Here is a 13,512-nt window from a genome sequence, read left to right as displayed (position 1 = left end):
GTGGCCGCGCCGGTCGAGGCCGCCGGTCCGCCGCCGGCGCCGCGCCGTGAAGCGGCCTTCATGGCGCGCAGCGCCGACGCCTCGCTGTTCCCCATGGAAACCTGGCGCAAGGGCCTGATGGCCAGCGCCCAGCGCGTCACGCCGGCGCAACTGGCGCACGAGGATCCGCTGGGCTGGTATCCGCTGCGCGAGCAGATCGCCCGCTACCTGGGCGCCGCGCGCGGCATCGCCTGCGACGCCGGCCAGGTGGTGGTGCTGACCGGCATCCGCGACGGCCTGGACCTGAGCGCCCGCCTGCTGCTGACGCCGCAGGACAAGGTGCTGGTCGAGGACCCCGGCTACCTCAACGCCGAGCCGCTGTTCAGCCAGTACACGCGGCGCATCGTGCCCATCGCCATCGACGAGCACGGATTCTCGGTCGCCCGCGCCCGGCGCCAGCACGGCGCCCGGCTGGCGCACGTGACGCCGGCGCATCAATCGCCCACCGGCGTCACCATGCCCGTGTCGCGCCGCCTGGAACTGCTGGACTGGGCCGCGCAGACCGGCTGCTGGATCCTCGACGACGACTACGACAGCGAGTTCAGCTACGACGGCGCGCCGCTGGCGGCGCTGAAAAGCCTGGACGGCGCCGACCGCGTGCTCCACTTCGGCAGCTTCAACAAGACCCTCTTCAATGCCTTGCGCATCGGCTACGCGGTGGTGCCGCGGTCGCTGGCGCCGGCCTTCGCCCGTGCGCTCTACGTCACCGGGCGTTCGTGCAGCGTGATCGAGCAGATGACGCTGGCGGCGTTCCTGGAGGACGGCGGCTTCGCGCGCCACGTGCGCAAGGCGCGCTCGGTCTACGCCGGCCGCCGCGACCGCGTCATGGCCATGCTGCGCGAGACGGTAGGCGCGGCGCCGCTGCGCGTCAGCGGCGAGCAGACCGGCTTTCACCTGGTGTGGTGGCCGCCGTCCGGTTTCGACGTCGCGGCCCTGTTGGCCCGCGCCCGCGAACGCGGCGTGGGCATCCAGCCGGTCGCCGACTTCTGCCGGCGGGTGTCCTGGCCGGACGGCGTCGTCATCGGCTACAGCGCGCGGCAGGACGCCGACCTGGACCGGCTGGAGGCGCTGCTGCGCGAGGCCGCGCGCCGCTAGCCAGGGCGGCGCGGGACGGGCCCGCGCGCAGCCGGGCGCCCGGTCGCCAGGCGCGGGCGGTTTTCGTAGCAAAATGCCGCATGGCGTGCCTGCGCGCGCCGCCGACTTCACCGCATTCGAGGATCCTCCATGCCGCAACTCGATCTCTACCAGGTAGACGCCTTCTCCGCCGCGCCGTTCGGCGGCAATCCCGCCGCGGTGGTGCCGCTGGACGCCTGGCTGCCCGACGCCACGCTGCAACGCATCGCCGAGGAAAACAACCTGTCCGAGACCGCCTACGTCGTGCGGCGCGGCGACCTGTACGACCTGCGCTGGTTCACGCCCGCGGTCGAGGTCGACCTGTGCGGCCACGCCACGCTGGCGACGGCCTGGGTGCTGTTCGAGCAACTCGGCGCCAAGGACGAGGTGCTGCGGTTCGCCACCCGCAGCGGCGAGCTGCAGGTGCGCCGCGCCGGCGACGGCCTGGCGATGGACTTCCCGGCCAAGCAGCCGGTGGCCGAGGCCGTGCCGCCCGGCCTGTTGCAGGCCCTGGGGCTGGCCGAGGCGCGGGCGCTGTACCGCACCGATGACTACCTCGTCGTGATCGACGACGAAGCGCTGATCGACGGCCTCAAGCCGGACTTCGCCGCGCTGGCGGCCTTCGACGTGCGCGGCGTGGCGGTGACCGCGCCGTCCGCGCGCCACGATTTCGTGTCGCGCTGGTTCGGTCCGCGGGTCGGAGTGAACGAAGACCCGGTGACCGGCTCCGCGCACACCTCGCTGGCGCCGTACTGGGCGCAGCGGCTGGGCAAGACGGTCCTGAGCGCCGAGCAGGGCGGGGCGCGCAAGGGGCAGCTGCGCTGCGAGGTGCGCGACAACGGCCGCGTCATCATCAGCGGGCAGGCGGCGCTGTACCTGCGCGGCGCGATCTTCCTCTGAGACGGCGCGGCGCCCGCCGCCATTACCGAAAACCTATCGCCTCATCAGCACTTCAAATACGCGCCACGCCGGGGCGCGCCTAGAATCTGCCGTCACAAGACACGGACCGGCCGACACGCGTCGGCGGTCACGACAACAAGGAGACGCAGGGCATGGATGCGGTGTGGATAGTGGCGATCGGCGCGGCCGCGGCGGGCTTCGTGCAGGGGCTGTCGGGCTTTGCCTTCGGCATGGTGGCCATGTCGTTTTGGGCCTGGGTGCTGGACCCGCGGCTGGCGGCGGCGCTGGCGGTGTTCGGCGCGCTGACCGGGCAGCTGCTGGCGGTGTTCTCGGTGCGCCGCGGCTTCAACTGGCCGCTGCTGTGGCCGTTCCTGCTGGGCGGGCTGGCCGGCATCCCGCTGGGCGTGCTGATCCTGCCGCACCTGGACATGGACTGGTTCAAGGCGGTGCTGGGCGCGTTGCTGGCGCTGTGGTGCCCGGTGATGCTGGTGGCGCAGCGCCTGCCGCGCATCGGCGGCAACCGCTGGGGCGACGGCGCGGTCGGCCTGGTGGGCGGCGTGCTGGGCGGCATCGGCGGCTTCGCCGGCAGCGTGCCGACGCTGTGGTGCACGCTGCGCGGCTTCAACAAGGACACGCAGCGCGCCGTGATCCAGAACTTCAATCTGTCGATGCTGTCGGTGACCATGGCGATCTACCTGGCCACCGGCATCGTCACGCGCGACATGGCGCCCATGTTCGCGGTGGTGGCGCCGGCCATGCTGATCCCCACGCTGCTCGGCACGCGCCTGTATATCGGCATTTCCGACGTGACGTTCCGGCGCGTGGTGCTGGGGCTGCTGACATGCTCGGGCCTGACGCTGCTGGCGTCGTCGGTGCCGCAGCTGCTGGCGCGCTAGCCATGAACCCTTCCCGCATGCTGCCCGGCACGCGCGCCCTGCGGACTTTTGAGGCCGCGGGGCGGCTGCTCAACTTCACCCGCGCCGCGGACGAGGTGGGCCTGACGCCCGCGGCGGTCAGCTATCAGATCAAGGAAATCGAGGACCAGCTGGGCCTGGTGCTGTTCACCCGCAGCAGCCGCAGCATCCAGCTGACGCCGGCCGGCGCGGTCCTGCTGGAAGCCGCCGCCGACGCGCTCGATGGATTGCGGCGCGCAGTCGGCCGCGCCCAGCGCATGGCGCGCGGCGCCGGCCACCTGCGCCTGTCGCTGGAGGCGCGCTTCGCCACTCATTGGCTATTGCCGCGCCTGGCGCGCTTTCGAGCGGCCCATCCGGGCCTGGAGCTGACGTTCGACATCAGCGACCAGGTGCGCGATTTCGAGGTGGACGACATCGACGCCGCGATCCGCTTCGGCGCGGGCCGCTACCCGGGTACGCGGGCCGACCGCCTGTTCGCCACGACGCTGGCGCCAATCGCCAGTCCCGCCTTGCTCGCCAGCGGACCCGCCATCGCCTCGCCGCGCGACCTGGCGCACTATCCCTTGTGTCACGTCGATTGCGTGGCCGAGGGCATGGTCTGGCCGGACTGGCGGATGTGGCTGGCGGCGGCCGGCGTGGCGGACGTCGACGCCAGCCGCAGCCTGGCCTTTCCGGATTCCAGTCATGTGGCGCAGGCGGCGCTGGACGGCAGCGCCGTCGGCCTGCTGGAACCGGCCATGGTCGAGGCCGATCTGGCTCGCGGACGGCTGGTCAGGCTGTTCGATATCGACGTCGGCATGGCGCCGGACTTCGCTTATTACCTGGTCTATCCGCAAGGCAGCGCGGAGGATGCGCGGGTGCTGGCGTTGCGGGATTGGCTGCGCCAGGAAGCCGGGACGTTGGACCTGGTGCGGTGACGACGTTCACGAGCGTTCAATCCTCGTCGTTTTCGTCCATGTCATCCAGTCGGGCAAAGACTGCTTTTGCAGGAGACGTTCGGCCTGCCTCGATTTCCTGTTGTCCTTGCAAGAGGATTTGAAGGAGCGCTTGGGCTTGCTCTTGCAGGGGGTCGAGGTGGATATCGTCAGGCATTATCGTGACGCTGCGTTGAGGTCTTGGGGGCAGTTGTCCGTGAATCGCAAGCGGACAAGATGCGACGGGCGAGTTTGGGGCTGCCCATCGCCTTGTCATTGGCAGCCGCGAGCTTACAACGGCCTCATGACCGTTCCAAGCGCCTGCAGCTAGCCTTCAGTCTGACATCAAGGCAGCGCCACCGCCTCCCTGACGCTCGCCGCCAGCATCTGCGCCGTCGCCGCCGACAGCGTCCAGCCCAGGTGTCCGTGCCCGGTGTTGTAGAACACGCCCGGCCGCTTGCCCGGGCCGACGCGCGGCATCATGTCGGGCATCATCGGCCGCAGGCCGCACCACGGCACCACGCGCGCGGTGCGCACGCCGGGGAAATGGCGGCGGGTCCAGTCCACCAGGGGCTGGATGCGTTCGGCGCGGATGTCCAGGTTGAAGCCGTTGAACTCGGCGGTGCCGGCCACGCGGAAGCGGTCGCCCAGGCGGCTGGTGACGATCTTGGCGGCCTCGTCCAGCAGGCTCACGGTGGGCGCGGCGGCCTGGCTCGCGGCGTCGTCCAGATGCACGCTGATCGAATAGCCCTTGACCGGGTAGATGTTCAGGCGGTCGCCCAGCTGCCGCGCGAACTGGCGGCTGGCGGCGCCGGCGCAGACCACGATGGCGCTGGCCTCGTGCTGTTCGCGCCGCGCGCCGTCCTCGCGCGCCACGTCCAGCACGTAGGGCAGGCCGTCGCGGCTGATGGCGCGGATGTCGGCGTCCTGTTCGAAGCGCACGCCGCGCCGCAGGCACGCCTGCGCCAGGCCGCTGGTGAACTTGTGGATGTCGCCGGTGGCGTCGGACGGCGTGTAGAAGCCGCCGTGGCAGGGCGTTTGCAGCGTCGGCTCGATGCCGCGGATTTCCTCGGGCGTGACGGCGTGCCGCTCCAGCCCGCCTTCGCGCAGCAGCGCGTTGGCGCGGCGCGCGGTCTCGAAGCTGGCCGCGTCATGGTAGATGTGCAGGATGCCGCGGCGCTGCAGGTCGAAGTCGATGCCTTCCTCGACCGCCATGGCGTACAGGTGCTCGCGCGCCTCGATCGCCATGCGGGTGGTGGCGATGGTGTTCTGGCGGTAGTTGCGGATCTGCCCCATGAACTGGGCCAGCCACGAATACTTGTGCCAGCTCGGGCGCGGGTTGAGCAGCAGCGGCGCGTTGTGGCGGCCGAGCCAGCGCAGGCCCTTGATGACAGTGGCGGCGCTGTTCCAGACTTCGGCGTTGCTGGCGGACAGCTGGCCGCCGTTGGCGTAGGACGTCTCCATGGCGGGATAGCGCTGGCGGTCGTAGACGGTGACGTCGTAGCCCAGTTTGCTCAAGGCGTAGGCGGACGTGACGCCGGTGATACCGGCGCCGATGATGGCGATGCGGGGCATGATGGCTCCAGAAGGCGTGGCCACGACCCAACGGCCGTGGCACCCCATCTGTCTCTGTACCTGAGAGCTTCACCCGGGCGCTGCGGCGCGGGTTCCCCTTCGGTGGGCGCCAGGCGCCTCTCTCCAGATTGTCTAGACCGCGCAGTCCTGTTGCCTGAGAGTTTCCGGGGCGGTTGCTCCGTCGGCGCCCGCCACGGGGGACGGGACTCTTCTGCGGGGTTTTGAATCGACGCAGTGAGAATAGCCAAAATCCGCCGCGAGCGGGACTCAGGGTTAATACCAAGAAGGAGGCGGATAGGCTCTACACTGGGCGCCGACCCGCCGGCACGCGCCGGTCAGAAAACGAAAGGACGATCCCGCATGCGCGCTCCGGCAATGTTCCGTATTCCCCTGCTGTCCATGACGTTGACGCTGGCCCTGGCCGGCGCCGCCTCGGCCAGCCCGGCCGTTGCGCAAGCGCCCGCCGCCAAGGCCGATCGCGCCACCGCCGCCGTCGACGCCGCCGTGGCCGAGGTCATGCGTGAATACGGCATCGCCGGCATGGCCATCGGCGTCAGCCGCGACGGCGAGCAGCGCTTCTTCAACTACGGCGACGCCTCGCGCGTGCCGCGCCGCGCGGTCTCCAGCGACACCCTGTTCGAACTGGGGTCGATCAGCAAGACCTTCACCGTCACGCTGGCCGCCTATGCCCAGGCCACGGGCCGCCTGTCGCTCACCGACAGTCCGGCCAAGTGGGTGCCCGAGCTGCAAGGCAGCGAATTCGCCAAGCTGACGCTGGTGAACCTGGCCACCCACACCGCCGGCGGCTTTCCCCTGCAGGTGCCGGACGCGGTGCAGACCATGGCGCAGCTGATGGACTACCTGAAGGCCTGGACCCCGCAGTACGCGCCCGGCACGCGCCGCACCTACGCCAACCCCAGCATCGGCATGCTGGGCGTCGTGGCGGCGCGCGCGCTGGGCGAGCCCTATGTGGCGGCGATGGAGCAGCAGCTGTTCCCCAAGCTGGGCCTGCGCGACACCTACCTGGAAGTGCCGCCGCGCAAGATGCCCGACTACGCCCAGGGCTACGACAAGCAGGACGCGCCGGTGCGCGTGAACCCGGGCGTGCTGGCCGACGAGGCCTACGGCGTGAAGTCCAGCGCCCGCGACATGTTGCGATTCGTCGAGATCAACCTGGGTACCGCGCCGGTCGACGCCACGCTGCAGCGCGCCATCGCCGCGACCCAGACCGGTTATTACCAGCTGGGCGCGATGACGCAGGACCTGATCTGGGAGCAGTACCGTTACCCGGTGTCGGTGGACGATCTGGTGCACGGCAATTCCGCCCAGGTCGCGTTCGAGACCCTGCCGGTCAAGGCCCTGCAACCGCCGCTGGCGCCGCAGCAGGCGGTGTGGATCAACAAGACCGGCGCCACCAACGGCTTCGGCGCCTATGTGGCGTTCGTGCCGTCGCGCAAGCTCGGCATCGTGATCCTGGCCAACCGCAACTATCCGAATGAGGCGCGGGTGCGGCTGGCGTTGCGTATTCTCACCCAACTTTTCCCTCGAGATTGATTGGTCCGTTTGGCGCAAATTGGTACGTTCAGATTTATTTTGATATAAGTTGAGGTACCAGAGGGTAGTGTCGAGCGGAAGGGGCGTGTGAGCAACGCTGTCTTTCGTCGGTTATCAATCTAGAGAGGGTGGCGGACGGTGAGGAAAGGATTCTTCTGTATTGCGCTTTCGGTTTGGGTGAGTTCTGCAATGGGGGCTGATCTCTCTCCTGGCGCATTGGATACGACCTCAAGTGCGGTGTTTTTAAGCGGCCCAATTGAATCCAACGACGGTGCGACGCTGCGCTTCCTCATTCAGGAAGCTCGGCAGAAAAGTGTTCCCGTCCAATTCGTGGTGCTGAATTCTCCGGGGGGCTCGGTAAAAGGGGGCGCTGACTTGGCCATCGTCATCCGGGACAATCAACTCAGCGTTGTTGTCCCGGACGGCGCGACGTGTGCCAGCGCTTGCTTCATGCCGTTTGCCGCGGGCAAGAACAAGGTGGTGATCGTGGGGGCCAGGATCGGTGTGCATAGCGCGTCGATTGGTGGTCTCGAGCCGGATCAAGCGAAATCCACGACAGTGGATATCGCCAGGTTTCTCCATGAGTTCGGTGTGCCGGAAGCGATCCTTGGCCGATTGGTCAGGACCGCCCCAGGTGAGATGGGTTGGCTGACAGCGGCAGAGTTGGCTGCCATGCAAAGTGTCGTGGTGCCGAGACAGCCGCAGGCGATGCCTTATGTCGAACAGGTTGCGACTAAGGTTGAACCGGATACTCCCGTTCGCAAGACAGTCAGCGATTCCGAATTCAGGTTTGCTCGCTCTCTCAATGATCAAGCGCTTTTGCTGATCAAGAAGGATGACTACGCTGGCGCTATTTCGATCCTTGCGCGTGCCACCGCAGTCAATCCCTACGACGTTGAGATTTCAGGAAACCTTGGCTATGCCGAGTTGAAAACCGGGAACTTTGCGAAAGCGAAATCGACACTGCTTCTTGCGCTGCAATTGAATCCCAAGCGCTGGGCAACTTGGCAGAACCTTGGTCAATCTTTGGCGGGGTTGGGCGACGTGCCTGGCGCCGTGCGTTGCTTCGAGAAATACGTGGAGCATGCCCCCAATCCCGACAAGGCCCGGGCCCTGTTGCGTCGTTGGCATGAGACCGATGCATCGGAGTCGTTGCGGATGGCGGCGGGGCAGGCTTTGCAGCGCATGGGAGGCTGATCTATGCAGGAGGAGATGCGCCTTTCGACCCTGCGGAAGCGCCATCGAACTTCGGTAGCAGCCCCATGAGCTCCAGCCGCGCGCACAGCTCGCCCAGCCGCCGCAGCTTGTACGCCTCCACGTCCATGCCGGCGTAGTCGTAGAAGCCTTGCCCTTCGCGCAGGCCGTTGCGGCCCTGTTCCATGTTGCGTTCGATGATGGCCGGCGCCGCGAAGCGCGGGTCCAGCGCGCCGGGCAGGTAGCGCGAGGCGTAGTAGAGAATGTCGCCGCCGCCCCAGTCGATGAACTCCAGCAGGCCCAGCACCGAGAAACGCAGGCCGAAGCCTAGCCGCACGGCGGTGTCGATGTCCTCGGCGCTGGCCACGCCTTCCTCGACCATGCGGGCCGCTTCGTTCATCGCCAGGGCCTGGATGCGCGGCACGATGTAGCCGGCCGCGGGAGCGCACTGCACCGGCGTCTTGCCGGCCAGGCGCAGCACCGCCAGCAGGTCCTGCAACGCCGCGTCGTCGGTCCGCGGGCCGCGGCTCACTTCCACCAGCGGGATCAGGTAGGCGGGGTTGAGCCAGTGCGCGTTCAGGAAGCGGCCGGGCGCGCGCACCATGTCGGCCAACTCGGTGACCAGGAAGGTCGAGGTGGTGGAGGCGATGACGCTGTCCGGCGCGCAGGCCTGGCCGAGCCAGTCGAAGGTGTCGCGCTTGATGTCGAGCTGTTCGGGCACCGCCTCGAACACCACGCGGGCGCGGGCCAGGTCGGCCAGGGCGTCCTCGCGCGCTATCAGGCGCACGCGGCCCAGCGCGGTGTCGGCCTGCGTCTCGTCCAGCAGGCCCAGCCGCACCAGCGTGGCCAGTTCGCGCCGCAGGCCGCCCAGCACGCGGGCGAAGGTCTCGGCGCGCTCGCCTCGCGCGCGCGGCTTGATGTCGATCAGCGTGACGTCCAGTCCGGCATGGATGTATGACAGGGCGATGCCCATGCCCATGCGGCCGGCGCCGACCACGCACAAGGTCCGTTCCATGGTCAGCATCCTTGCGCGAGCAGCGCGGCCATGTCGGCGCGCGACAGGGCTTCCAGCCCCAGCGCCTCCAGCGTGCGGCCCTCGGCGTAGAGGTCGCGGCCGGTGACCGCCGAGGCCACGCTCAGCAGGCCCTGCGCGACCGGCGTGGGCACGCCGGCCCAGCGCCCGGTGGACACCAGGAACGACAGGCCCAGGCGCGTGTCCTCCAGCATGTAGCGGTGCGCGCCCAGGTCGATGGTCTCGCGCCAGTCGCCGCTGTCGGTCAGCTTGCCGTGGGCGCCGCGGCCGTACATCCATTCGTCGCCCTCGCTGGCGTAGTGGTCGGCCAGCGGAAAGTGCGGCGCGGCGTAGCCGAGCGCGGTGCGGATGGCGATGCGTTCGGCGTCCAGCGCATCGGTCACGCGGCGGATCGACGGCTGCGTGCCCTCGTTGTGGATGTCCCAGCGCTCGAAGTGTTCGAGCGGTCCGGCGTTCATCAGGATCAGCGGCGGATGGATCACCGGGCCGGCGTTCATCAGCGCGCCGGACAGCGCGTCCTCGATCGGTTCGATGCCGGGATAGGCCTGCGCCAGCGTCTCGAACGCGCGGCCGGCGAGGCGGCGCGGGAAGACGCCGGTGGGCAGGCGGGTGGCGTAGGCGCTGATGACGACGCGGTCGCCGTGCTTGCGCGCCAGGTAGGGCAGGGTGCCGGTCTCGGCGAAGGCGACCTCGGCGGGGTTGCCGGCGTCCTTCAGGGCGCGGGCGAACAGGTAGCTGCCGAAGGTGCCGGGCGGCAGGAACACCACCTGGCCGTCGCGCAGGTGCGGCGCCAGCTCGGGCGCCAGCGCGGCGTGCGTGGTGGACGGCAGCGGAATCACCAGCAGCGGCGCGTCCGCCGTGGCATCCGCCAGCGAGGCCGCCAGTTCGATCTGGCCGGGGCCGTCGCCCAGCGCGATGCGGCGGGTGCCGCGATAGTCGGTGACCTCCAGGGCGCCGGCGCGGCGCAGGCCGTCGAAGGCCGCCCCGTCGCGGCGCCACAGGCGCACCTGATGTCCTTTTTCCGCCAGGTCGACGGCCGCCGCGTAGCAGCCGTGGCCGCCTCCAATAACGCCGATGCGCATGATCAAGCTCCTTCGAGAGAGCTTCGATCCTATCGATGGCGCACGGGCGAGGCTGCGCCGCAGGCGCAAGTGGCATACGGAATCGGCAACGGAATTGCTGCGGGCGGCCGCGGCGCCGCCATGCGGCGAGGTCGGGTCTCCGCGCGGCGCATCGCCGCGCGCGTCAACAGGCGCGGGCGCGGCGTTGCCTGAGCGTTTCCGACGGCAGGCAGCCGTAGCGCTTGCGGTAATGCGTGGCGAAGTGGCCGAAGCTGGTCACGCCGCAGCGCAGCAGGATGTCGGTGGCGCTGTCGCCGTCGCGCGCCTCGGCCAGCGCCGCGTGCGCCCGCGCCAGGCGGCGGTTGCGCAGATAGTCGCTGGGGCTTTGCTTGAGGAACTGGGTGAAGCCGTTCTGCAGCGTGCGGATCGAGACGCCGCAATGGGCCGCCAGGTCGGGCAGGGCGATGGGGGCGTCGATGTGGTCCTCGATGTAGTCGCGCGCCCGCCGCACGTGCAGCGGCAGCGGCTGGCGGCGGTCGGCGCGCAGGGCCTCGGAGTAATTGTGCGGCAGCTGCATCAGCAGCAGCGACGCCAGGTAATCGGAAAAGCCCGCCGCCAGCGTCTGCGTCACGCCCTCGATGGCGGGGTGCCGGTACAGCCGGCACAGGTAGTCCAGCGTCTCCTGCACGGCGGCCAGGCCCGGCGAGCCGGGCGCGGCCTCCAGGTCGAACACCAGCGCCTGCCGCAGCGGGCGTTCCAGCAGCTGCTGCAATTGCCGTTCCAGCGCCTCGCGCTCGATGCGCAGGATCAGGCTGCGGCAGTCCTGGCCGATGCGCAGGATGCTGCGCTCGGACGGCGACGAGATGGTCAGGCCGCCCTCGCGCAGGGCCGCGCTGCGCTTGCCCAGCGTGACCTCGCCGGCGCCTTGCAGCGTGACCCGCACCAGGTAGTAGCGGGCGATGTCGCCGGCGTCGATCTCGACCTCGGCGCCGTAGTGCAGGTCGAACAGCGCGGCGCTGCCGAAGAACACGCCGTACAGGCGCGATTGCAGCGGCTCGCCCGGGGCCACGCACATGCGGTGCGACCACAGGTGCTGGCTGACCTGGTCGGTGATTTCGGAGACATTGCCCGAATCCAGCAGGCAATGGCGTTGCAGCGGATAGGTATCGTGGAACATGCTTTCCTGCGCCCCGGGAATAGCCGTTGCGCGCCCGGTATAGAGCCGGCCGGCGCAAAGGCCTACAACAGATGCAGCCATCGAAATGGCGAACCAGACAGCGGGACGCCGCCGCCCTGACGCGGATGGCGCGATCCCGCTGCGATACAAGGGAAAAACATGACGGGCGATACCGGAAACGACGCGGCGCAAAAGCGCTATGCCTACGAGTGGTATGTCGTCCTGATCTGCATGCTAGCGTACATATTTTCGTTCGTCGACAGGCAGATCCTGGCCCTGATGATCGAGCCCATCAAGCGCGATCTGCAGCTCTCGGATACGCAGTTCAGCCTGCTGCACGGGCTGGCCTTTTCGCTGTTCTACGCCTTCATGGGCATTCCCATCGCGCTGCTGGCGGACCGCTATTCGCGGCCCCGCATCATCGCCATCGGCGTGGCCTTCTGGAGCCTGGCGACCGCGGCCTGCGGCCTGTCGAGGAACTTCGGCCAGATGTTCCTGGCGCGCATCGGCGTGGGCGTGGGCGAGGCCGCGCTGTCGCCGGCCACGTATTCGATGCTCAGCGACATGTTCCCGCGCCACAAGCTGGGCCGCGCGGTGGGCATCTATTCGATCGGTTCGTTCATTGGCGGCGGCCTGGCGTTCCTGATCGGCGGCTACGTCATCGATCTGCTCAAGAGCGTGGACAGCGTGCACGTGCCCGCGGTGGGCGACCTGCGGCCGTGGCAGGTAACCTTCTTCATCGTCAGCCTGCCCGGCGTGCTGGTGGCGCTGCTGATCCTGCTGACCGTGCGCGATCCGCAGCGCAAGGGCCTGCGCCACGACGCCAGCGGCCGCGTGCAGAAGCCGACGGCGGGCGACGTATTCCGCTTCCTGGGGCGCCATCGCGGCACGTTCTGCTGCCACTACCTGGGGTTCTCGTTCTACGCCATGATCCTGTTCTGCCTGCTGGGCTGGACGCCGGCCTTCTACATGCGCAAGTTCGGCATGTCGCCGGTGGAGGCGGGCTACATGCTGGGCACGGTGGTGCTGGTGGCCAACACCGCCGGCGTGTTCTGCGGCGGCTGGCTGATGGACTGGCTGGCGCGGCGCGGCTACAGCGACGCGCCCCTGCGCGCCGGCGTCATCGGCGCGATCGGCATGGCGCTGCCGGCGGTGGCCTTCACCCAGGTGGACGGGCTGTGGCTGTCGGTGGGCCTGCTGCTGCCGGCGATGTTCTTCGCCTCGTTCCCCATGCCGACCTCGACCGCGGCCATGCAGATCCTGCCGCCCAACCAGCTGCGGGCGCAGGTGTCGGCGCTGTTCCTCTTGATCTCCAACCTGGTCGGGCTGGGCCTGGGCACCACGGCGGTGGCGCTGCTGACCGACCGCCTGTTCCACAATCCGGCGGCGGTGGGGCATTCCATGTCGCTGCTGATCGGCGTGGCCACGCTGGCCTGCATCGGCCTGCTGGCGGCGGGTTGTGGCAGGTACCGGCGCAGCCTGGCGCGGGAAGAGGGCGAACGCGCCGCTTTGCCCTAGCGCAAACACGTCGGACCCGATCCCACCCCGGCGCGCGCCACACCGGCGATAATCGCGCGCATGACCTACCAACTACTCAAAATGCTGCATGTCGCCGCCGTGGTCGCATGGCTGGGCGGCTCCCTGTTCGTGTCGCTGTTCCTGCTGTCGTCGCAGCCGCCTGACAGCGACGAGGCGCCCAAGGAGCGCAAGATACTGGGCGCGCTGCGCCGCTGGACGTTGTTCGTGACCACGCCGGCAATGGTGCTGGCCTGGCTGGTCGGCCTGCACCTGGCGGTGACCTTCGGCTGGTTCGCGATGACCTGGATCTGGATCAAGATCGCGCTGGCGCTGGTCCTGTCGGGCCTGCTCGGCGTGCAGAGCGCCGCCTTGCGCCGCCAGTCCCAGGGCAGCGCCAAGCGCGCGCCGCTGGTCGACCTGTACGCGCCGCTCACGGTGGTCGCGGCGGCGGTCATCGTGACGCTGGTGGTGGTCAAGCCGTTCTGAGGCACGGCGCGCGCCATTGGCGCCGGGCGCCGCC

The 13,512-nt window shown here is 69.1% G+C and carries 12 protein-coding genes and 2 riboswitches; of the genes, 8 read left to right on the top strand and 4 right to left on the bottom strand.

The annotated features are described in order from the left end of the window. The 4 genes from AOZ49_RS27425 to AOZ49_RS27410 all read left to right on the top strand — a co-directional run. Positions 1 to 1,134: MocR-like pyridoxine biosynthesis transcription factor PdxR (locus tag AOZ49_RS27425; protein ID WP_054478919.1), on the top strand; the 1,134-nt coding region annotated here is incomplete at its 5' end. A 129-nt stretch (positions 1,135 to 1,263) separates the two neighbouring features. Continuing rightward, positions 1,264 to 2,052, top strand: a complete 789-nt coding sequence (locus tag AOZ49_RS27420) for a PhzF family phenazine biosynthesis protein (RefSeq protein WP_054435287.1) — start codon at positions 1,264 to 1,266, stop codon at positions 2,050 to 2,052. A 152-nt stretch (positions 2,053 to 2,204) separates the two neighbouring features. Further along, the gene (locus AOZ49_RS27415; RefSeq protein WP_054478917.1) at positions 2,205 to 2,948 is read left to right on the top strand and encodes a sulfite exporter TauE/SafE family protein; all 744 of its coding nucleotides are present in this window, start codon (positions 2,205 to 2,207) and stop codon (positions 2,946 to 2,948) included. 2 nt (positions 2,949 to 2,950) lie between these two features. Then, positions 2,951 to 3,883 carry a LysR substrate-binding domain-containing protein gene (locus AOZ49_RS27410; protein WP_054435283.1) on the top strand — a complete coding sequence of 311 codons (933 nt, stop codon included), beginning with the start codon at positions 2,951 to 2,953 and terminating at the stop codon, positions 3,881 to 3,883. Between the two features lie 342 nt (positions 3,884 to 4,225). Here the strand turns inward: AOZ49_RS27410 and AOZ49_RS27405 are convergent, their stop codons facing one another. Then, positions 4,226 to 5,455 (bottom strand): D-amino acid dehydrogenase, encoded by a 1,230-nt coding sequence (locus AOZ49_RS27405; RefSeq protein WP_054478915.1) that lies wholly within the window; start codon positions 5,453 to 5,455, stop codon positions 4,226 to 4,228. 44 nt (positions 5,456 to 5,499) lie between these two features. Continuing rightward, positions 5,500 to 5,586: riboswitch (glycine riboswitch) on the bottom strand. A gap of 1 nt (position 5,587) precedes the next feature. After that, positions 5,588 to 5,679, bottom strand: a riboswitch (glycine riboswitch). 175 nt (positions 5,680 to 5,854) lie between these two features. On the opposite strand from AOZ49_RS27405, the gene ampC reads away from it, so the two are divergent. Beyond that, positions 5,855 to 7,009, top strand: coding sequence for an ELC family class C beta-lactamase (gene ampC / locus AOZ49_RS27400; RefSeq protein WP_369815881.1), 1,155 nt, complete (start codon positions 5,855 to 5,857; stop codon positions 7,007 to 7,009). A gap of 189 nt (positions 7,010 to 7,198) precedes the next feature. Further along, entirely contained in the window at positions 7,199 to 8,206 is a 1,008-nt protein-coding gene (locus tag AOZ49_RS27395; protein ID WP_082380603.1) for a COG3904 family protein, read from the top strand. Between the two features lies 1 nt (position 8,207). Here AOZ49_RS27395 and AOZ49_RS27390 read toward each other — a convergent pair whose 3' ends face one another. From AOZ49_RS27390 to AOZ49_RS27380, 3 genes are all read right to left on the bottom strand, one after another. Beyond that, positions 8,208 to 9,218, bottom strand: a complete 1,011-nt coding sequence (locus tag AOZ49_RS27390) for a 3-hydroxybutyryl-CoA dehydrogenase (RefSeq protein ID WP_082380602.1) — start codon at positions 9,216 to 9,218, stop codon at positions 8,208 to 8,210. Between the two features lie 2 nt (positions 9,219 to 9,220). Continuing rightward, positions 9,221 to 10,318, bottom strand: a complete 1,098-nt coding sequence (locus AOZ49_RS27385) for an NAD/NADP-dependent octopine/nopaline dehydrogenase family protein (RefSeq protein WP_054478906.1) — start codon at positions 10,316 to 10,318, stop codon at positions 9,221 to 9,223. A gap of 163 nt (positions 10,319 to 10,481) precedes the next feature. Next, a complete protein-coding gene (locus AOZ49_RS27380; protein ID WP_054478904.1) occupies positions 10,482 to 11,474 on the bottom strand; it encodes an AraC-like ligand-binding domain-containing protein in 993 nt (330 codons plus the stop codon). 159 nt (positions 11,475 to 11,633) lie between these two features. Here AOZ49_RS27380 and AOZ49_RS27375 point away from each other — a divergent pair, with 159 nt between their 5' ends. Beyond that, positions 11,634 to 12,992, top strand: coding sequence for a spinster family MFS transporter (locus AOZ49_RS27375; RefSeq protein ID WP_054478901.1), 1,359 nt, complete (start codon positions 11,634 to 11,636; stop codon positions 12,990 to 12,992). Positions 12,993 to 13,052: 60 nt separating this feature from the next. Next, positions 13,053 to 13,478, top strand: coding sequence for a CopD family protein (locus AOZ49_RS27370; protein ID WP_054478898.1), 426 nt, complete (start codon positions 13,053 to 13,055; stop codon positions 13,476 to 13,478). The last annotated feature ends 34 nt before the right edge of the window (positions 13,479 to 13,512 follow it).

The organism is Achromobacter sp. 2789STDY5608615, from assembly GCF_001298995.1.
In the GTDB taxonomy this organism is placed as follows: domain Bacteria; phylum Pseudomonadota; class Gammaproteobacteria; order Burkholderiales; family Burkholderiaceae_B; genus Achromobacter; species Achromobacter insuavis.
This window is presented reverse-complemented; position numbering and strand designations above follow the sequence as displayed.